Annotated in this window: 16 protein-coding genes; 6 read left to right on the top strand and 10 right to left on the bottom strand. The window is 47.4% G+C overall.

The window, feature by feature from the left end:
- Positions 1-3: 3 nt before the first annotated feature.
- The 4 genes from ACKU35_RS03590 to ACKU35_RS03575 form a co-directional block, all read right to left on the bottom strand.
- A complete protein-coding gene (locus ACKU35_RS03590) occupies positions 4-639 on the bottom strand; it encodes a LysE family translocator (RefSeq protein WP_319763215.1) in 636 nt (211 codons plus the stop codon).
- Between the two features lie 274 nt (positions 640-913).
- A complete protein-coding gene (locus tag ACKU35_RS03585) occupies positions 914-1,165 on the bottom strand; it encodes a hypothetical protein (protein WP_319763213.1) in 252 nt (83 codons plus the stop codon).
- A 670-nt stretch (positions 1,166-1,835) separates the two neighbouring features.
- Positions 1,836-2,762, bottom strand: coding sequence for a zinc dependent phospholipase C family protein (locus ACKU35_RS03580; protein ID WP_319763211.1), 927 nt, complete (start codon positions 2,760-2,762; stop codon positions 1,836-1,838).
- 45 nt (positions 2,763-2,807) lie between these two features.
- On the bottom strand, positions 2,808-4,193 hold the full coding sequence (locus ACKU35_RS03575; protein WP_319763209.1) for a phospholipase D-like domain-containing protein: 1,386 nt from the start codon (positions 4,191-4,193) through the stop codon (positions 2,808-2,810).
- Positions 4,194-4,539: 346 nt separating this feature from the next.
- Between ACKU35_RS03575 and ACKU35_RS03570 the strand changes: the two genes are divergently transcribed.
- The 3 genes from ACKU35_RS03570 to ACKU35_RS03560 are packed head-to-tail and all read left to right on the top strand — an operon-like array spanning position 4,540 to position 7,217.
- Entirely contained in the window at positions 4,540-5,706 is a 1,167-nt protein-coding gene (locus ACKU35_RS03570) for a cyclic nucleotide-binding domain-containing protein (protein WP_319763207.1), read from the top strand.
- Positions 5,703-6,479 (top strand): MotA/TolQ/ExbB proton channel family protein, encoded by a 777-nt coding sequence (locus tag ACKU35_RS03565; RefSeq protein ID WP_319763205.1) that lies wholly within the window; start codon positions 5,703-5,705, stop codon positions 6,477-6,479. Before ACKU35_RS03570 ends, ACKU35_RS03565 begins: the two co-directional genes overlap by 4 nt.
- A 12-nt stretch (positions 6,480-6,491) precedes the next feature.
- A complete protein-coding gene (locus ACKU35_RS03560; RefSeq protein WP_319763203.1) occupies positions 6,492-7,217 on the top strand; it encodes an OmpA family protein in 726 nt (241 codons plus the stop codon).
- Between the two features lie 117 nt (positions 7,218-7,334).
- Here the strand turns inward: ACKU35_RS03560 and ACKU35_RS03555 are convergent, their stop codons facing one another.
- From ACKU35_RS03555 to ACKU35_RS03540, 4 genes are all read right to left on the bottom strand, one after another.
- Positions 7,335-8,306 carry a glycosyltransferase family 2 protein gene (locus ACKU35_RS03555; RefSeq protein WP_319763201.1) on the bottom strand — a complete coding sequence of 324 codons (972 nt, stop codon included), beginning with the start codon at positions 8,304-8,306 and terminating at the stop codon, positions 7,335-7,337.
- On the bottom strand, positions 8,306-9,172 hold the full coding sequence (locus tag ACKU35_RS03550) for a ChbG/HpnK family deacetylase (RefSeq protein ID WP_319763199.1): 867 nt from the start codon (positions 9,170-9,172) through the stop codon (positions 8,306-8,308). Before ACKU35_RS03550 ends, ACKU35_RS03555 begins: the two co-directional genes overlap by 1 nt.
- A gap of 78 nt (positions 9,173-9,250) precedes the next feature.
- Positions 9,251-9,469, bottom strand: a complete 219-nt coding sequence (locus tag ACKU35_RS03545; RefSeq protein WP_319763197.1) for a flagellar biosynthesis anti-sigma factor FlgM — start codon at positions 9,467-9,469, stop codon at positions 9,251-9,253.
- A 257-nt stretch (positions 9,470-9,726) separates the two neighbouring features.
- Positions 9,727-12,612 (bottom strand): insulinase family protein, encoded by a 2,886-nt coding sequence (locus ACKU35_RS03540; RefSeq protein WP_319763195.1) that lies wholly within the window; start codon positions 12,610-12,612, stop codon positions 9,727-9,729.
- Positions 12,613-12,853: 241 nt separating this feature from the next.
- On the opposite strand from ACKU35_RS03540, the gene ACKU35_RS03535 reads away from it, so the two are divergent.
- The 3 genes from ACKU35_RS03535 to ACKU35_RS03525 all read left to right on the top strand — a co-directional run bounded on the left by ACKU35_RS03535 (position 12,854) and on the right by ACKU35_RS03525 (position 15,042).
- On the top strand, positions 12,854-13,486 hold the full coding sequence (locus ACKU35_RS03535; protein WP_319763193.1) for a redoxin domain-containing protein: 633 nt from the start codon (positions 12,854-12,856) through the stop codon (positions 13,484-13,486).
- A gap of 315 nt (positions 13,487-13,801) precedes the next feature.
- On the top strand, positions 13,802-14,590 hold the full coding sequence (locus tag ACKU35_RS03530) for a class I SAM-dependent methyltransferase (RefSeq protein WP_319763191.1): 789 nt from the start codon (positions 13,802-13,804) through the stop codon (positions 14,588-14,590).
- A gap of 20 nt (positions 14,591-14,610) precedes the next feature.
- Complete coding sequence (locus ACKU35_RS03525) at positions 14,611-15,042, top strand: RT0821/Lpp0805 family surface protein (RefSeq protein ID WP_319763189.1); 432 nt, start codon at positions 14,611-14,613, stop codon at positions 15,040-15,042.
- A gap of 224 nt (positions 15,043-15,266) precedes the next feature.
- Here ACKU35_RS03525 and ACKU35_RS03520 read toward each other — a convergent pair whose 3' ends face one another.
- Together ACKU35_RS03520 and ACKU35_RS03515 are read right to left on the bottom strand one after the other, a co-directional pair.
- Entirely contained in the window at positions 15,267-16,640 is a 1,374-nt protein-coding gene (locus tag ACKU35_RS03520; protein ID WP_319763188.1) for a glycerate kinase, read from the bottom strand.
- 119 nt (positions 16,641-16,759) lie between these two features.
- The gene (locus tag ACKU35_RS03515; protein ID WP_319763185.1) at positions 16,760-17,473 is read right to left on the bottom strand and encodes a FadR/GntR family transcriptional regulator; all 714 of its coding nucleotides are present in this window, start codon (positions 17,471-17,473) and stop codon (positions 16,760-16,762) included.
- Positions 17,474-17,702 lie beyond the last annotated feature (229 nt).

The following is a 17,702-nucleotide window of genomic DNA, read 5'->3' as shown; positions in this document are numbered from 1 at the left end:
CGATTATCTCTCGTACAGTGCCAGCTTGATTCCGAAAGCCACAAATACCGATCCTAATGCGCGATCCAGCCATCTCTGCAATTTCTGGCTTTCGCGCAATCTCCCGGTTATGCGGTCCCCGGCATAGATCAGAGGCGGCTCTACAAAGGCGGCTGTTACGATGATCAGGGTGCCGTGAAGCATGAGCTGGGCCCAGACCGGTCCAGCCCCTTTCACAACGAATTGCGGCAGAAATGCAATAAAGAAAGTAGCTACCTTGGGATTTAGGAGGTGAATAAGAACGCCTTGTTTAAATATAGCACCTGTGTTCGGGGAGGTCGATTCTTTATTGATATCCAAGAGGCTGCCTTTGGATCTGAAGGCACCGAAGGCCAGCCAGAAAAGATAAATTACTCCTACCCATTTTACGATGCTGAATGCGGTGGCTGAGGCTGCGACAATTGCTGCCAGTCCTAGAGCGGTAAGCGATACATAGAGAAATGCCCCGGACCAGATCCCGAACATGGCGGCGAATCCCGCTTTTTTGCCACCTGTTATGGTGTGGCTGAGGATGTAGGCCATATCCGGTCCCGGTGCGATATTGAGCAGCAGGGCGGCTATAAGAAAAGTTGTCCAGTGGGCAAAATTGTAGTCAAACATGATTGAACCTCGGTAAGTTAAAAGTCAGAGAACCACGTCACAAATTAATGTGTCGAGTAGCATGCAAGGTTCTGTTTTGGCGCGGGAAACAGTTACCGTTTCAGGTGAAACGGCTGAGAGGCAAGTAAGATGATATTAAAAATATCTGGAAAAGAAAACCCCGGACAAGTTTTCGTTAAAATAAAACCCGGCCCTCACAATTTATGCAAGGGACCGGGTTTGCAAAGACGAGCCGCTTTTGTCAGCTAAAGCGGCAAAAGTTATTGCCCGAAAATTAGCGAGACATGCGTGCAAGCTGTCTGCGGTATTCGGGGGAAATTTCGAGACGTTCAATATTGCGCAGGTCAACGAGAGAGCTTCTCATCTGTGTGCGGCTGGTTTCACGGATAGCAGCAACAGTCCAGACCGGGAGCCAGAGACCGAGAGATGCTATAGTAAGAACTGCGTGCAGGCTGTGGTTTACTTCGCTGCCGTTGCGTGCTGCGCGGGTAGCTGCCCAAGCCTTGATGGTTCCGATTGCGTACATATTATATTCCTCCAAAAAATTGGTTTAATTTGCGTTGTTCACAATTCCCACCTATGCCCCAGTTCAATGCAAGTCAACAGCTGGCAATGTAAAAAATAAAAATACATGGCAAATATTATTCATTAGTGTCCTGTTGCTTTTAGTCGTTTAATATCAGTGCATTATAAGAGGGTGGGAGCTTGGTTTCAACTCATGTGTCGGAATTCAGACGGTGTTGATTTTTAAATCAATGCGTTGCCGAAAGAGCTTTTGAGTGTCTCTCGTGGGTACACGCTTTTACAATATTGGAATAAGAATTGAATTTGTATATAACCGAAATTAAAAAGATAATTTTTTATCAGATGTAATTGTTATCAATTTTGTAAAAATATGGATAGGGTTGCACATGGTCGGGATATGAGGGTATCTCTTGTCCGGTTCTGTTTGTTCTAGTGTTGGTGTGTATATGTCAATGCAGTACTAATGTAGTATTTATGTTGTTCCATTCAGTACAACATTGATTAATTAAAAAATGCATTGGATATACATAGATGATACGTGCATTAGAATATAAAACTAGTAATGGAGAACTAAGTTCTTGCTATTAAATTGAAATGGGCATTTTCGAGCGAAAAATAGAAATTAAACTGAATAATATTCTCGGCTATTCTCTGGTGTGAGTTTTATAAAGTCAAAAATCAATTGCTACAGGAGTGTCCATAGCAGGTCCTGACTTAAACATTCCTTTCAGCCCGATAATTCTGGGCAAGCTGGTGATTCGCTTATCAATCTCGAAGCGGGGGGTGAAAGGAATGCTGCGTTTAAGGGCGGTCTTCCAGTAATTTCCGTCCTTGGCAAGCTTGATGTTTGCGGCTCCGATAGGATCGAAATTAAGGGCCACGGCATTACGCGGGGAGTTGAGCATATCAATAACCAGACGGTATGAGTAATCCACGACGGAATGCAGATATGCCTGTCGAAAAGCCGGGACTACTTTTTTTGAAATTTTCAACGATTGACTCACTGCCTTGTATTCAAGCAGGGCGATGGTCTGGTGGAAGACTTTCTTTTTGAAAAGGAAGCTGTATTTTTTGGCGTCCATATGTTTGCGGAGATTGAAGTCCACGTCCTTATTGGCCTCGCGAAAAAGACGTTCCGCCTCTTGGGAGGACCATTCAACTTGGGCATCCGCCAGCATCTCTATGTAAACATGACTTAGCTTGCTTCCAGAGCGGGTCTGCTGCATAAGATTTGGTACATAGTAATTATGGGCGACGATGTCCGCTGCTAGATGGGAAAGGTAGCCGAGGGAGAAAGCCCGCATATGCTCATCATCAGAGTCGTCCAGCAGGTTGAATCCGGTTTCCCAATTGTGGCTGTGCAGTCTTTTGGCCTTGCTGCCTTTGCCTATGAAGATATCTGCACTAAGGCATCCATAAAGAAATACGGCTGAATTGGAGAGCAGAAGTTTTGCCAGAGCATCGGAAAGCAGCGAGGTGTTTGAGAGAACGGCATTTCCGATAGCCATATGCACTCCCGGCCCCCAGGCATAGCAGTTGGCTGCAAAACCGAGAACCGGAAGAACGCTGAAGGCTAGAAACAGAATAAATTTTACCATACCTCTTAAGGTAAGCTTCACCGTGCGTTAGGTCAATGAATTAGGTTAGAGCAGCGGAGCCACAAGCCTTGCCACTCCTTCAAAAGTATCACGGACCACGCCCACCTTATCCGTACCTTCAGTGCTTTGATCGATAAGTTTCTGCACCCAGTCGCTGACGGGTTTTATATCCGTTTCTGAATAACTGAACATGACTATTTCATAGTTCAGGAACAGGCTGCGCATGTCCATATTGGCAGATCCCACAACCGCCAGCCGGTCATCGACTACAACAACTTTGGCGTGAACCATGTGTGGATATTTGACTACCCTTCCTCCGCATTCTTCCAGTTCACGCAGATGTGTGCCTCTGGCTAAGTCCGCCAGCGCGTGGTTGGATTTTTCAGGCACCAGCACCCGCAGATCCACTCCGCGAAATGCAGCAAGACGCAGGGCCTGCGCCAGTGCTTCGTCCGGGACGTAGTAAGGGGTTACAATCCAGAGTCTTTTTTCTGCTGTGAAGGCTGCGGTAAGCAGGGCATCGTGCACCGGGTCACGCGGGACGTCCGGGCCGGAAGGAACAACCTGCATCACCCCGTCTCCACTGATGGCGCCGCCATTTTTGCAGGGTGGAATGATGTTTACCTTTTCGCCATTTGCAAAGAGCCAGTCGGATTGGAAAACTTCAAGATAATGTCGCACCGCAGGGCCTTTAAGCACAAAGGAAAGGTCGGTCCAGCGGTCTTCGCACGGTTCAGGGCCAATGTATTCATTGGCGATGTTGGTTCCCCCGGCAAGAACATAGGTCTGGTCGGCGATAGCTATTTTGCGGTGATTACGCAGGTTGCTGTTGCCGTGAAAAGGGGCGTGGAAAAGAGGCATGAAGTAGGCGACCTTGCCTCCGTTATCAATCAGCTTTTTCAAGAATCTCCGAGATGTGAACAGTGAACCGATGTCATCGAGCAATAAGCGCACAGTAACCCCGGAGGCGGCTTTGCGGGATAATCTTTCCACAATGTCTTTGCCGACGGGATCGCGTGAAAGAATGAAGGTGGTGATCAGGATCTGATGCTCGGCATTCTCAATAAGATTCACCAGTTCATTGTATATGTCTATTCCTGTTGGGCAGAGCCGGACTTGATTTCCCGTGGTGGCACCGGGAATATCGTATTCCCTGAGCATTACATCGATGGGATCGGCCTCGGCCAGAGGAATGGTTTCCTGAACTTCAAGATGGATATCCGCTTTGGTGTGGGCATCGCGTTTAAGCTTACGACCACCGAAAATAAGGTATAAAGGCACGCCTACATACGGTACAAAAAAGATAGCCAGCAGCCATGCGAAGGCCGCTGATGAAGTACGCTGCTTGCGTAGGATGGACATTACCAGAATTGCCGCCAATAAAAAGCCGCCGACAATCGCGAGGTGGCCGAATAAGAGATTCCATTCCATGTCAGTTCCTGAAGAGTGGTTCGATTGTTTTAAAATTTTCTTCCGCGTTGAAGCAGGGTAGCAGTATTTGGCCCGCACAGTAAGTTCTTTATGGCTGTGTAAAACAGCGGTGAATTGCGGCATGATTCAAGGGATATTTTCAGTGCTTTATTTCTATAACTTTTTGTCATAAATTTTAGTTAAGTTGTTCTTTATAGTGATCTAATATATGTTAACAACTGAAGCAGTTAATTTTATTGTCACAGAATCGGTTGATTTGCTATCTTATCTTGCCGTCTGTTCTAGCCGAGTCGCATACGAGTCTACTTATTTCGCCCTTATACGGGCTATCTTGAGGGAGTTTTTAATGGGGTCCAGCAGTCCTAACATTAAGTCCTTTTTTAAGGGACAGGAAATATTCAAGGAAGGACAGGAGAGTTCCGTAGCCTATATGATTAAAAAGGGCGCGGTAAATATTTACAAGGTTCAGAATAACGAAAAAATTGTTCTTGCCCGTCTCGGCGAAGGCGAAATTTTCGGTGAAATGGGCATCATTTCCAAAGGTGTCCGTTCTGCCAATGCCGAAGCCGCCGAGTATTGTGACCTCGTAATCCTTACTGATCAGATTATTCTCAAGTTGCTTGATCAGTGTCCACGGACCATCCAATATATGACCCGTCTGCTGGTCAAACGTCTGGCCCGTACAGGTGACATGATTTCCTCCAAGGGACATCGCAGCAATTTTATAAGTGTCTGTAATATTCTTGATCTGGCGTATCGTACACATATCAGCATGGACCGCGAACAGGCCCGCAAAGAACGCAATTATGATCTCGGTCTTGACTATAACAAGCTCTGTAAGACTATCCGCAGTATTATTCTTATCTCTCAAAGCGATATCGACGCGGTGATAAGCAAGCTCAAAAGTCTGAAAATTATTGATGCCATTGATCTGCGCACCGGTAAGGCTTTTCCCGACCGCTTTATTCAGATATCTGATCCTGATAATTTTCTGGAGGTTGCAAATAACCTGTTCAAGGAATTGCAACAGAATGCATATACTCCCACCTCAGAGTTACAGATTGTGGATATCTACGAAATTTCGCGGATGCTGGAGAGTGACCCCAAAATCATATACAAGAAGATAGCACAGGAAGATTTTCCGGAAACCATGTTTATGTTCGACCGCAACAAGGTCAGTGAATGGGCTTCCGAGAAGGAACCGGACTACTTCAGCAAGGTCAAGAAAAAGAAGAAGTCCATTGATGATCTGGAAGATATTGAAGATATTGTCTACGTTGATAATGCGACTTTAAAAGAAATCTTTTCCCGTCTCGGTTACCACAAGCTTGGCGTGCTAATGAGCATTGCCGAAGACGATGCCCGCAAGAAAATTCTGGCCAACCTTGCCAAAAAGATCGCCAAGATCGTGCAGGATGAAGTGCGTGATAATGTGGATGAGACCGAAGCTGAGGATGTTCTCGTCGAACTTTTTGAAATGGTCAGGGAGATTAAAGGGGGGGATAAAAAGTGAATATAGCCACCATAATCGGTATATTTTGCGGTATAGCCATCCTTATGGTCGCGACCTACACTTCCACTGATTCGGTCGGGGTTTTCATCAACCTGCCCGGGATCGCAATCGTTGGCGGTGGAACCATCGCCTCCACCTTTATCTGCTATCCGTTGCGTGAAGTAATGCGTGTACTCGGTGTCTTCATGATGGCCATGGGCGCAGATGAACTGCCCCTTGAAAACTACATTAATGTGATTGTTAATCTTTCAAAGGATGTAGCTGCAAAAGGTGAGGAACACCTTGAAGGCAGTCTCAAGAATATTGAAAACGATTTTCTGCGTGAAGGCTTGCAGATGCTTGTGGATGGTTATTCAAAGGAAGAGATCAAGGAGATTCTCGATAACCGCATTCAGCAGTATCACGAGCAGGAATACAGCGCCGCCGGAATCTACCGAACCATGTCCACCCTGTCTCCGGCTTTCGGAATTATCGGTACTCTGATCGGCCTGATTGCCATGATGCAGGGCATGGGCAGCGACATTGCGGCTATCGGACCAGCCATGGCTACGGCATTGACCACCACTCTTTATGGTGCTCTTTTCGCGAATATGCTTTTTATGCCTATCGCTATTAAAGTGGAAAAGCGGATTGATGAGATCACTTTGCTCATGAGGGTTATTCGAGACGGCATTCTTTTTATCAAGGATAAAACCCCGTCCGCAATTGTAATGGATAAGCTTAAAGGCTATCTGCCCCCGCGCAAATGGGCCACAGTCAAGGCCAAGAAGTAAGCGGAGAATTATATGTCGGATGATTTAAGCCTGAAAAAGCCTGCTCAAGGCGGCGAAGAGGGCGGCTGGGCCCTGACTCTTGCAGATATGATGACTCTGCTGCTTTGCTTTTTTGTGCTTTTGCTGGCAATCGCCGATGTGGATCAAAAGAAGTATAAGGACGTCTCGGATTCACTGGCTTCGGCCATGGGCGTGCCTGTCCCTCCAAAGGGACAATACGATACCTTTGAAGGTGCTCCTGTCGCCCGGAGGGTTATCAGCAAGAAGCAGCGCAATATATTTGAAATGCAGCTTGAAATGGCCCGGCTGGTAGGGCGTGAATCCAAAGCCTTGAAGATCAAGATGCGGCCGGATTCTGTCGCCATTGTGCTTAAGGGCGGTTTCTTTTTTCCCAGCGGTAAAGCAGACCTGACCACCGGTGCCAAAAGAATACTGGCAAAAATCGCTCCTACTCTCGCAAAATCTCCATATAATGTTGTGGTTGAAGGTCATTCCGACAACATCCCGATTCATTCTGAACAGTTTCCGTCCAATTGGGAACTATCCTCTGCACGGGCCAGTGCTGTTGCCCGTTACCTGCTTGATAACGGATTCAGCAAGTCACACATCAAGGTTCTCGGCATGGCTGATACAGCTCCCGCATATCCCAACGAAGATAAGAACGGCAAAGCTCTCCCTGAAAACCAGAAGCGTAACCGCAGAGTTGTTTTGCTGGTTTATCCGGTTAAGAAGAAGTAAATATTATTCCCTTGAAAATCATGGTTTATTAAAATGGATACTTGGGGATAATTGCGTAAAAAAGAAAGCCCGGTTGAAAATACAACCGGGCTTTTTGAATTAAATAATCACGATGTCTTATTCTTTTTTAACAATTTCTCTTATCTGGTAGGTCTTGGTTCCCATGACCGCGTCGTAGGTGTTTGCAAGAGATTCCAGAATAAATCCCGTTGACATGAAGCCCAGCGAGCTGAGGTAGAGCAGGATGCAGCCTATGAATGGAGGGCGGGTGCCCATGTGGACACCGAAGAAAACTTTTTCGTAAAGCAGCCAGACCATAATGAGCGAGGCAATCATAAACAGGGCAAGGCTGATGCGCCCGAAAAGATAGATGGGGCGTTGCTTGAAGGATGACTGGAACCAGAGCATCACGATATCGAAAAGAACATCAATGGATCGTGACAGGCCGTAATGGCTTTCACCAGCAAAACGGGGAGGCGCGGAGATAGGCACTTCGGATGTGGAACCGCCCATGCCGTAAACCAGCGCGGGAATGAGCCTGTGCTGTCCTTCACGCAGAGTCATTGAGCGGGCCAGCTTGCCTTTAAGTACGGAAAGTCCGCCCATGTCTTTTACCTGACAACCGCTGGTTGCCCGCATGAGATAGTTGGCTATTTTGCTGGGCAGCTTGCGTTTGATCATGGACTCGCCGCGGTTGGTCCGGCACCCGGAAACAAGATCGTATCCTTTGCGGATTTCCTCAATTAGGGACGGAACTTCTTCTGGTTTATGTTGTAGATCTCCGTCCATAATAACTACGTAGCATCCTTCGCTTTCCTGGATTCCGGCGTAGATTGCGGTACATTGTCCACGGTTGCGGGCGAGCATTACTCCCTTAATGTGCGGGTCGCTTGCTGAAAGCTCACGAATGATGGATTCGGTGCTGTCTGTGGAGCCGTCATTAACCAGCAGAATTTCATAGGTGGTATTCATTCCCTGCAAAGCTGCGGTAATTCGCTTGTGGAATTCACGCACGCAGCCTTCTTCATTATGCATGGGAGTGACAATGCTGACTTCTATCTCACGGTTACATTTTTCAATTTCCGGCATTATTTAATCTCTCCGCTACGGTGATCTATCTGTCCGTAGTTGATGGGGGTAGCCCCCAGTTCTTTGAAAATTTTGAGCCAATCTTTGTGCAGCAGGGAATTGGATTCCTCTGCCCACTGCGCCGCGACCCGCATGGGTCCGAATTCAGACGGCAAAGGGCCGTCTCCATCTTCAGGCAATCCGGGATGGCATACTATTTCTACTAGTTCCGGCCTATAAATCTCAACGTATTTTTTAAAAAGATGCGGGTCCAGATTTTCCTTCTGGTCGCCGATCCCCCAGACACAATCTGCCGTGCGCGGTTCTTTGCCGGGAAAACTAGTCCCGAGGCAAAGCTGTAAAAAACGGACGCGCAGCATTCCTTTATCAAAGCGGGAAAGGGGGACGTGTTCAAAAGGACGACGTATCCATCTGATCCCGTATTTTTTGGCTATTCTTCCGGCCAGGTTGTATAAGCCGGGCCAGGCGTGGATATGTTTTTCACTGTCGAAGTGAGTCAGGTGTATTTTGTGGTCGAGCAGGTATTCCACTTGAGCGGACCATTCCTTCTCCACTTCAGAAAGTTTGATGCGTCCGCTCATGTAGCGCAGGAGCAGGGATGTGTAGTTACCGAAAAGCAGCCCGTCGTCGTCCACGAGGGAGGGGATGTGATCAGGGTTGGAGATAGGTTTGCCGCGGAGCAGATTTAGATGCGCACCAAGGCCCAGTCCCTTATGCTTTTCCTGCAGAAGAACTGATTCTGATAAATCAGGTCCGTTGGCAAGGGTGGTGGACGAAGTTACAACTCCGATCCCCGCAAGCTGGTCCACAGCGCGGCGAACCGCCGGATGCAATCCTAAATCATCCACATTTATTACAACTAGCATCATACCTCCGGTTTCAGACCCGGCAGTTTAAATGCATGTGGCGTGAAGGTAAAGTAAAATGGTGGTAAGTGTGTCAGATCAATTAAAACCCCTGATTTTAGCATCAGAGCGCACTAGATTTATGGCGATTTCGCCTATGGCAGGCCGATAAGTTCCTGTCCGGATCTGTTCACGGAGTTTGCGGAGTTCTTCTTGTCTTTCGGGCGGATTCTCTTCATCCAATGAAGTTTCATACCCGTCGGACGAAAGTTTATAGGACGGTCGGAAACCGTCTTTGTCGTTTTTGTCGAAAGTCATCTCCCCTCCCGGAGCGGTTTTTCAACTACTTTGTGTATGATTTTTTATGTGGTTAATAACCCTATCGTCCGTTTACCGGGGATATTTAGTGTTTAAAAAATAAAAAGAGCTAATCCATAAGTGGTTGGATTAGCTCTTTTTATTGGTGAAGTTGTTGGGGTGTGTTTAAGTGCAACCGCTTAAAACAATTAAGTGTTTTCGGGATTTTTCAGCCCGTTTTTAATTACGGTTCAAATCGCCGGTTGCGGAAGTTTAAATTACAAAACATCTACCAGATCAAGTTCCAGACCGGAATCTTCCATGGCTTTTCTGCTGCCCAGTATTACGACATCTCCGTGCTTGGCTACTGATTTGGCGGCAGAACCGAAATTGCGGAAATCCTGTTCACTGCAACCGAGTACCTGTTCACGGATGGTCTGCCTGAATGCAGCATCTTCTCCGCTGAGATGACGCACCATGGAGGTGTATCCCTTGGTGTCCGGCAGCATGTAGTTGTCGATTTCACCGATTCCACCGAGAATGGCTTTTTCCAGTTCATCGCTGTTTATTGCTACCGAGTCCAGATATTCGGCAACTCCATCATAGGTATCGAGAGTGCGGGTCAGGTTGGGGTCGCGGTACGAAACAAAACTCAGGCTTCCGGCAGAACGGTCGAACATGGAGAATGATCCGTAAGCGCCGCCCTGCACGCGGACTTTGTCCCAGAGATACCCAGTACGCAGATAGCGGCTGACCACCTGCGCTGCCCCGGAGTATTCATAACCATGCTCGTAGACATTGGCACCCTTGGCAACATAGTTGACCTGTGCGGGAATGCACAGACCTTCCGCTCTGGAGAAGGAAGCGCGATTGCGTACGGCAACGGATTTGCTGCCACCGGGCAGATTACCAACCATATCGGCGATGGAATTGCTGACCGAGTTAAAAGTATTTCCATCGAGAGTCACGTTAGTGAGAAGATTGGCCTGATTGAGGATGGCGGAGCGGATTTCCTCAAGATCTGCAACCACGGAATCGAAATCATCATCGACCCGTTTGGCCAATTCGCGCAGGAACTCAAGACCGGAAATTCCGTTCATTAGTTCGTTTATGTAGCCGGCCTCGTTGAACCGGGCCTTCATGCGTGTGGCGGCCATTATATGGCCGGAAGGTACTAGAGCCTGTTCCTTGCGGGCTTTTGATTCCAGTACCAGCTGGCGGACTCGATCCTTGTTATCAAATGAAGCTTCGCTGAGCAGCTCACCCATGATGGAAAGCAGGTCCGCGCTGCGTTCGGCGGTGGCTTTACCCCGCAGTACAAAACGGGTGTAGCTTTCGTCCACGCCGTGTTTGGAATTGACTATGGAAGTGGGGGATATTCCGCCTGTTTTGGCGGCCATGCGTCGGGTCATGCTCACAAAGTCGGTTGATTTAGTCCCGGTCTGAACCAGCGCCCGTCCGAAAATGGGCAGGTAGGGGATGAGCCTGTCTTCAAGTCCGGAGAAATCGAAAGCGAGATCAAGGTAGATGATGCCGTTGGTATCAAGATCGTGAAAGAGCATTTCATCTTTTTGCTCGCAAACAATCTCCTTACCTTCCTTGTCCAGATCGCTAACCTTCAGCCGGGGGATGGTGGCAAGCGCTTCCGGCTCATCGTGGGCTTCCTGTTCCTTCTGAAGTTCTTCGGCTATGGCGACCACATTTTTATATTCATCTTCATCCATATCTGCACGGATAGCGGCAAGCTTGGATTTTTCACGTTCTTCGCGCTCAAGACCGACCTTGCTGTCCGGAACCAGAAGTACGGATGAACGGTAATTATTGTTCAGGAAAATCTCTTCAATGAGCGGTTCAAAGATCTTCTCGCCTTTTTCAATGCGTGCCTTGAGTTCTGCAAGAGGCTCTTCGTAGCGTACGTACTCAAGGGGATGTTCATCATACAACCATGAAGTCATGGCGGTGATCATCACGGAAAGACCGCGCGGATACGCCCCGGTATTATTCTCACGAAGCTGAAATTCAATAGTGTTCAAGGCCGCTTCAATATCCTCGCGGGCGATGCCTTTTGCTGCAAGATCTTTGAGGGTGGAGAAGATCAGCTCTTCAACTTTGGGTCCATCTTCGGTCTTTATTCCTTTGAGTCCGGTGGAGAAGTAAAGCTGGCGAAGTTCGTTTTCCAGTCCGACTCCAGCCATATCTTCACCAATCCCGGAATCATTGAGCGCCTTACGCAAAGGCGAGGAGGGCAGTCCGATCAGAATCTGCTCCAATACGCTCAGCTCGAGATCGGTCATTGAATCGCGGTCCTTGTTGATTCCGAAGTTGACCGTAAACATGGCTTTCTGGTTTCCGTCATCGGAAGCGGAGTATTTCTTTTCCACTGTTACGGGAGCCTCGAAGGGAGTCTGTACACCAATTTCGGATTTGGGGTCGATTTTATCAAACTGGCTGAAGTATTCATCCAGCATGGCCAGGCGGTGCTGCGGATCATCATCGCCGTAGAAAAAAGCGTATGCGTTGGAAGGGTGGTAGTACTTGGCATGAAACGCCATAAACTCATCAAAGGTCAGTTCCGGGATAACTTCAGGATCACCGCCGGAATCAAGACCGTAGGTGGTGTCCGGGAACAGGGAATGCTGGATGGCTTCGTAAAGCAGGCTGTCCGGGGAGGAATACGCCCCCTTCATTTCGTTGAACACGACCCCTTTGTAGCTCAGTGTGCCGTCCTCTTCAGGAACGTAATGCCAGCCTTCCTGCATAAGAGTATTGGGGGTCAGGTTGGGGAAAAAGACCGCGTCAAGGTAAACTCCTACAAGGTTACGGAAATCCTGCTCATTAGGGCTTGCCACAGGGTAAACGGTTTTATCCGGGTAGGTCATGGCATTGAGGAAAGTTTGCAGGGAGCATTTCAGCAGCTCCACAAAAGGTTCCTTTACCGGATATTTTTTCGATCCGCACAGTACCGAATGTTCGAGAATGTGGGGCAGCCCGGTGCTGTTTTCCGGGGGAGTACGGAAGCTGATACCGAAGGTCTTGTTCTCATCGTTATTAATTACGGACAGAACCCGTCCGCCGGTTTTTTCATGTTCATATATAACGGCTTCCCCGTTAAGTTCATTAAGATGCTCGCGTGATATTTCTTTAAAGCCATGTAACTTGGTCATTTATTACTCCATATGTTTATGATCATCGGAAATTACCTAAAAAAATTTTACTTTGCAATGTACTAAACACTATTTTTTATAACTCTTATTCTCCTAAAATCAGCTATTTAAAAACTTATTAGTAATTATTACGATTACTGTTGACAAACAAAAAGGAATTCCATAGGCTTTATTTCAACAGAGAGAAAATTTTGTTATAAATATACAAATCTTTAATACTGATCCTAAAAGGAGATATAAAATGAGTTGCACTGAAGTTTTTGAAGAAGTTCTTTCCACAGCGTCAATCGGTGAAATCGTTCCTGAATTTGTAATGGAAGCCTATGATGCCGAAGACTATGGGTTCACAGAAGTTAATTTTGAAGAAATTCGTAAAGCAGGTAAATGGCTGGTTCTGTTTTTCTACCCAGCTGATTTCACATTTGTATGCCCGACTGAGCTTGCTGATCTCGCCGAAAAGCATGCTGAGCTTAAAAAACTGGGTTGCGAAGTAGTCTCCGTCTCAACTGACACCAAGTTCACCCATTTGGCATGGAAGAATGATGAAAGGCTGCTTCAGAATGTAAAGTTTAAAATGGCAGCAGATCCCACCGGGGAAGTCTCTGACTTTTTCGGAGTATACGACCACAACACCGGCTTGGCTCTGCGCGGAACATTCGTAATCAACCCCGATGGCGAGCTGGTTTCATCTGAAATCAACTTCTACAACGTAGGCCGCAATGCAGAAGAGCTGGTTCGTAAAATTGAAGCCAACGTTTACCTCAAGGATCACCCGGCAGAAGCCTGCCCGGCACGCTGGACTCCCGGTGAACAGACTCTGACTCCCAGCGAAAAGCTGGTCGGTAAAGTGTATGAAGAGTTGAATGGCGAATAGCCGTTCCCAAAATCACTTAAATATTAAGCGTTAACCAATTACAGTCTACCGTGGTTAACTCAATATAAACACTACGCCTCATCTCCTCTCCTCCAAACCAAAGCAGTGCGCCCGGAATCCCCCTATGTTCCGGGCGCACTTGTTTTGTGCAAAAAATCCATGACGCCGAAGAAAATTTTTAAATCAAATTAATGGAAATTAATTTGCGGGAAATGACCACACGTGTTTTTTATGCACGGAAAGGTTTGACCGTACTATACTTGCCGTTTATCCTGAACCATATGGTTGAATTGTTCGTTAAAAATTGAGGTAAATATGGTCTGGGACGGCTTTGACGCGGAAAAGTATGATACATGGTATAAAACCTCTGCCGGGAAATTTGCGCTTGAGCAGGAGGTAAGACTGATGGATTATCTGATTTCCGGCTGGCCCCGTCGCAAACGGAAGATGTTGGAAATCGGCTGCGGAACCGGGCTGCTTCTTGATCATCTATATCGTTGTGGGTTTGATGTGAGCGGTGTGGATCATTCTCCGGTGATGTTATCTGCGGCTCAAAAAAGGCTTGGCAATCGTGCTTCGCTTTATCTCTGTAATGGGGAGCATCTACCTTTTACGGATAATGAATTTGACTTCACCGTGCTCTGGACCGTGCTCGAATTCTGCACAGATCCTGCGGAAATGCTGCGCGAGGCCGCAAGGGTTTCCGCTGGAGGAATTCTGATAGGATTTCTCAATCGCCATTCAATTTATTTTTTTACCCACGGCAGGATGTGGCCCTGGGCCTCCCCGTCAACCCTGCGTGAGGCACATTGGTTTTCACCATCGGAAATGCGTCTGACGGTGAAGAAAACTACCGATTTTAAACCGGCTATGATCCGCTCGGTTTTGCCCGGACCCATGTGGAGCTGGAAAAAGAAAACCCCGCTGAAACAACTCAATGGGATTATTTATCCTCCATATTTCGGGGCATTCACCGGTTGCCGTGTCGATTTTAGTAACCGCAGGCCCATGAATCCGTTACATGCGTGGAAGAACATGCCTAAGGCTGTGTCTTCAACTGAAAGAAAAACCCTGAAACCGGAATGTTTCCGGGATTCAAAGTAAATTCGCCAAGGAGATTTCAGATGAAAAAAATGGTTCCGCTGCTGATTGTTTGTATTCTTTTTGTTGCTTCAGGATGTGCTAATAAAGCTCAGTCCGGTGCCGGAATCGGTGCTTTGGCCGGGGCAACTATTGGCGCTCTGACCTTTAATAATAAGGCTTCCGGAGCAGCGATAGGTGCCGGAATCGGAGCACTCATGGGGTATGTGGTAGGTAATGAATGGGATAAATCAGATGAAAAGCAGGTTTCAAAAACACTTGAGGCCAATCATTCTGGAGAAACTTCCAACTGGACTAATCCGGATACCGGAAAGTCATACAGCGCAACTCCTTCTCCCGCTTACGTTAATCAGGGCAAGGTCTGCCGTGACGTGACTATTACTGAAGACGGCGGCGAAAAGATTCTTGCTAAAGCATGCCGTGGCGAGGATGGAGTTTGGAGATTAAAAGAATAATTTCCTTAGTTAGTTATGAAAAAATGAGCGCGAGGCAGGACTGCTTCGCGCTCATTTTTTTATTAAAATCAAAAAGTGAGTACTGATTATAATTAATAGAATAGGTTGCACTCGAATTAAATGAAAGCTAAAGGAAGTGCTTGCTCCTATTCGCAGGAAAAAAGACCGCTCCCTGGGGAAGTGGAAGAATGGCAGCGGTCTTCTTTTCTGCGGAAACCCACCAGCTACTTAACGATCAGCAATTGGACGTCGCAGACGTTAGTGTTGGTGGGGCCTGTTTTATACAAGGCTCCTACCGTTTGAAGGAAGTGGTAGGAGTCGTTGTTTTTTAAATATTCGGCAATGGAAAGACCCATTTCGCGGGATTTTTCCAGTACTGCGCTGTCGGCGAAACCGCCGGCTGCATCTGTGGGACCATCGTTGCCGTCAGTGGAAGCGGCGAGGAAGTGGATGTCTTTGCCGTTTTGCTCATCCTGTCCCAGACGCATCAAAAATTGCAGCGCCATTTCCTGATTACGACCACCCTTGCCTTTACCTTTAAGGGTCACGACTGTCTCACCGCCTACGATTATGCAGGCCGGTTTTTTTTCAATAAGCTCCCATTCCCGTTCATCCTGGGCTACAGCCCAGATCATATCTGCCGCATCTGCTGCTTCTCCCTGTAAACGGGAAGTCAGTATACGTACGTTGTAGCCAAGCTCTTCAGCTTTGGCGCGTGCGCCGAGAAGGGCGATGCGATTGGTACCGATGAGAATGTTGTCGGCCCGTATTTCACCGAATTCTTCTTTTTTTAAAGTCTCCAGCAGCTTACCTGTATTGCCTAGTTCAAGGGCTTTGAGAACATTGGCCGGAATTTTCTCTCGCAACTCGTAGTGGTCAATTATGGCCATGGCATCACAATAGGTGGAGCGGTCATAGCTGGTCAGTCCTGAAGCGATGGTATCGAGATTATCACCGACTACATCGGAAAGAATGAAATTCAGGCTGCGGGCGGGGCGCAAGCAGCGTAACAGCCGTCCTCCCTTGAGGGAAGACAGGTGTTTACGGATGCAGTTGATCTCACTGATATCTGCTCCGCATGCCAGCAGAGCTTTAGTCGTGTTCTGCTTGTCCTCAAGTGTGACCTCTATTTTTTCCCCGTTCACTTCAGCATTCATGGGGCAGGAGAGCAGGGCGGAACCGCCACCGGAGATAAGGTTGATCACCAGAGTTTTATCAGTTGCTGAACAGGCCAGATCTTCAATTTCTTTTGCCGCGCGGGTACTGTTTTCATCTGGTACCGGATGGGCTGCTTCAATAGTTCTGATATATTTCAGGCTTTCAGTGTGCCCGTATTTTACGGAGATCAGGCCTGAATCAATGCGCGGACCTAAAATTTTTTCAATGGCAAGAGCCATTTTTGCGGTGGCTTTACCCGCGCCTATAACCACGATCCTTTCAAATTCCTGAAGATCAACCACTACATCGCCTTCTTCCATGGCGACACTCAGAGTATCGCCTGTAAGGGAGACTCGGTTTGTGATGATTTTATATGGATCAACGCGGTCCAATGCTTCAGCAAAAATCTGCCGGAGATGTTCCTGTTCGCTGGTCATCATAATTTATTCCTCAGTTTATTTTCGCAAGGGAGGCAATGCGTGTCTCCGCCTTAAACAACTTTGCCGCATGCAATGTTGCAACACCTTCCGGCAGAGAAAGCCCGCTAAGCGCGCATTGCCTATTTATTTAAACCGGCATCGCCAAGAGCTTTCAAGGCCTCACTTAAATGCGAGGTCATCAGCTGTGCGGCCAGTTCTCCATCTTTGTTCTTGATCGCGCTTAAAATTTGTTCGTGTTCTCTCATGCTCTTGCTCGGCTGCCCCGGAATTTTTAAGGGGGCTTTCCAGCCTTCGATCATGGATTTGTATAAAGCATCCATGATTGATGCGAGAACCTTGTTCCCGGTTGCCTTGCCGATTAGCCGGTGGAAATCGGCATCGACCATAATTGCCCGGGGTAGATCATTTTCTTCAACGGTTTTTTTGAATTCTTCGTGGGTCCTTAAAAGTTCCTCAAAGTCTTCATCAGAGATTCGTTCGGATGCCATACGGGCAGTGCTTGGTTCCAGTAGGGAGCGCACTTCAAAAAAATGCCGCAGGGCTTCATAGTTATCAGTCAGCCATGTGGAAAGGGGGCTGAATATATCGCCTTCGTAACTTTTTACAAAAGCACCGATACCCGGCTGGGTTTCAATAAATCCCTTAATCTCGAGAATCCGCAACGCTTCACGTATTGACCCCCGACCTACTTGCAGCTCTTTCATAAGCTGTCGTTCGGAAGGAAGCGGTTCGCCCTCAGCAAAAGTCTTGTTCTGAATCAGCTCTTCCAATTGCTTGGCAGCGGTTTCAGAAACCCTGACTTTCTTAATTGGTTTTAGTATGTTTGCACACATATAATGATTCTGGAGCGTTATGAGCGTTATGTCGGGATTCTTCTTGCCGATGGTCAGACATCTTACTGTCTGCTGGTCCTACCAGTATAACTGGGCGCGAAAATAGTCAAGTCGGTCTTGTGTATATGATACAAGTATGGGAATAATTTTAAGTTCCGTTTGGTAATATATTATGTTAATGAGTGAGTGATTACTAAAGTTTTGTTCTGGTGTCTTTTCACACCGGGCT

The organism is Maridesulfovibrio sp. (assembly GCF_963676065.1).
GTDB lineage: Bacteria > Desulfobacterota > Desulfovibrionia > Desulfovibrionales > Desulfovibrionaceae > Maridesulfovibrio.
This window is presented reverse-complemented; position numbering and strand designations above follow the sequence as displayed.

Bases quoted from the DNA above. Each gene is read 5' to 3' on its own strand.
- ACKU35_RS03535 (WP_319763193.1), top strand. From the start codon at position 12,854: ATGAGTTGCACTGAAGTTTTTGAAGAAGTTCTTTCCACAGCGTCAATC.
- ACKU35_RS03550 (WP_319763199.1), bottom strand. From the start codon at position 9,172: ATGCTAGTTGTAATAAATGTGGATGATTTAGGATTGCATCCGGCGGTT.
- ACKU35_RS03570 (WP_319763207.1), top strand. From the start codon at position 4,540: ATGGGGTCCAGCAGTCCTAACATTAAGTCCTTTTTTAAGGGACAGGAA.
- ACKU35_RS03580 (WP_319763211.1), bottom strand. From the start codon at position 2,762: ATGGTAAAATTTATTCTGTTTCTAGCCTTCAGCGTTCTTCCGGTTCTC.
- ACKU35_RS03590 (WP_319763215.1), bottom strand. From the start codon at position 639: ATGTTTGACTACAATTTTGCCCACTGGACAACTTTTCTTATAGCCGCC.
- ACKU35_RS03555 (WP_319763201.1), bottom strand. From the start codon at position 8,306: ATGCCGGAAATTGAAAAATGTAACCGTGAGATAGAAGTCAGCATTGTC.
- ACKU35_RS03530 (WP_319763191.1), top strand. From the start codon at position 13,802: ATGGTCTGGGACGGCTTTGACGCGGAAAAGTATGATACATGGTATAAA.
- ACKU35_RS03585 (WP_319763213.1), bottom strand. From the start codon at position 1,165: ATGTACGCAATCGGAACCATCAAGGCTTGGGCAGCTACCCGCGCAGCA.
- ACKU35_RS03575 (WP_319763209.1), bottom strand. From the start codon at position 4,193: ATGGAATGGAATCTCTTATTCGGCCACCTCGCGATTGTCGGCGGCTTT.
- ACKU35_RS03540 (WP_319763195.1), bottom strand. From the start codon at position 12,612: ATGACCAAGTTACATGGCTTTAAAGAAATATCACGCGAGCATCTTAAT.
- ACKU35_RS03545 (WP_319763197.1), bottom strand. From the start codon at position 9,469: ATGACTTTCGACAAAAACGACAAAGACGGTTTCCGACCGTCCTATAAA.
- ACKU35_RS03525 (WP_319763189.1), top strand. From the start codon at position 14,611: ATGAAAAAAATGGTTCCGCTGCTGATTGTTTGTATTCTTTTTGTTGCT.
- ACKU35_RS03515 (WP_319763185.1), bottom strand. From the start codon at position 17,473: ATGTGTGCAAACATACTAAAACCAATTAAGAAAGTCAGGGTTTCTGAA.
- ACKU35_RS03520 (WP_319763188.1), bottom strand. From the start codon at position 16,640: ATGATGACCAGCGAACAGGAACATCTCCGGCAGATTTTTGCTGAAGCA.
- ACKU35_RS03560 (WP_319763203.1), top strand. From the start codon at position 6,492: ATGTCGGATGATTTAAGCCTGAAAAAGCCTGCTCAAGGCGGCGAAGAG.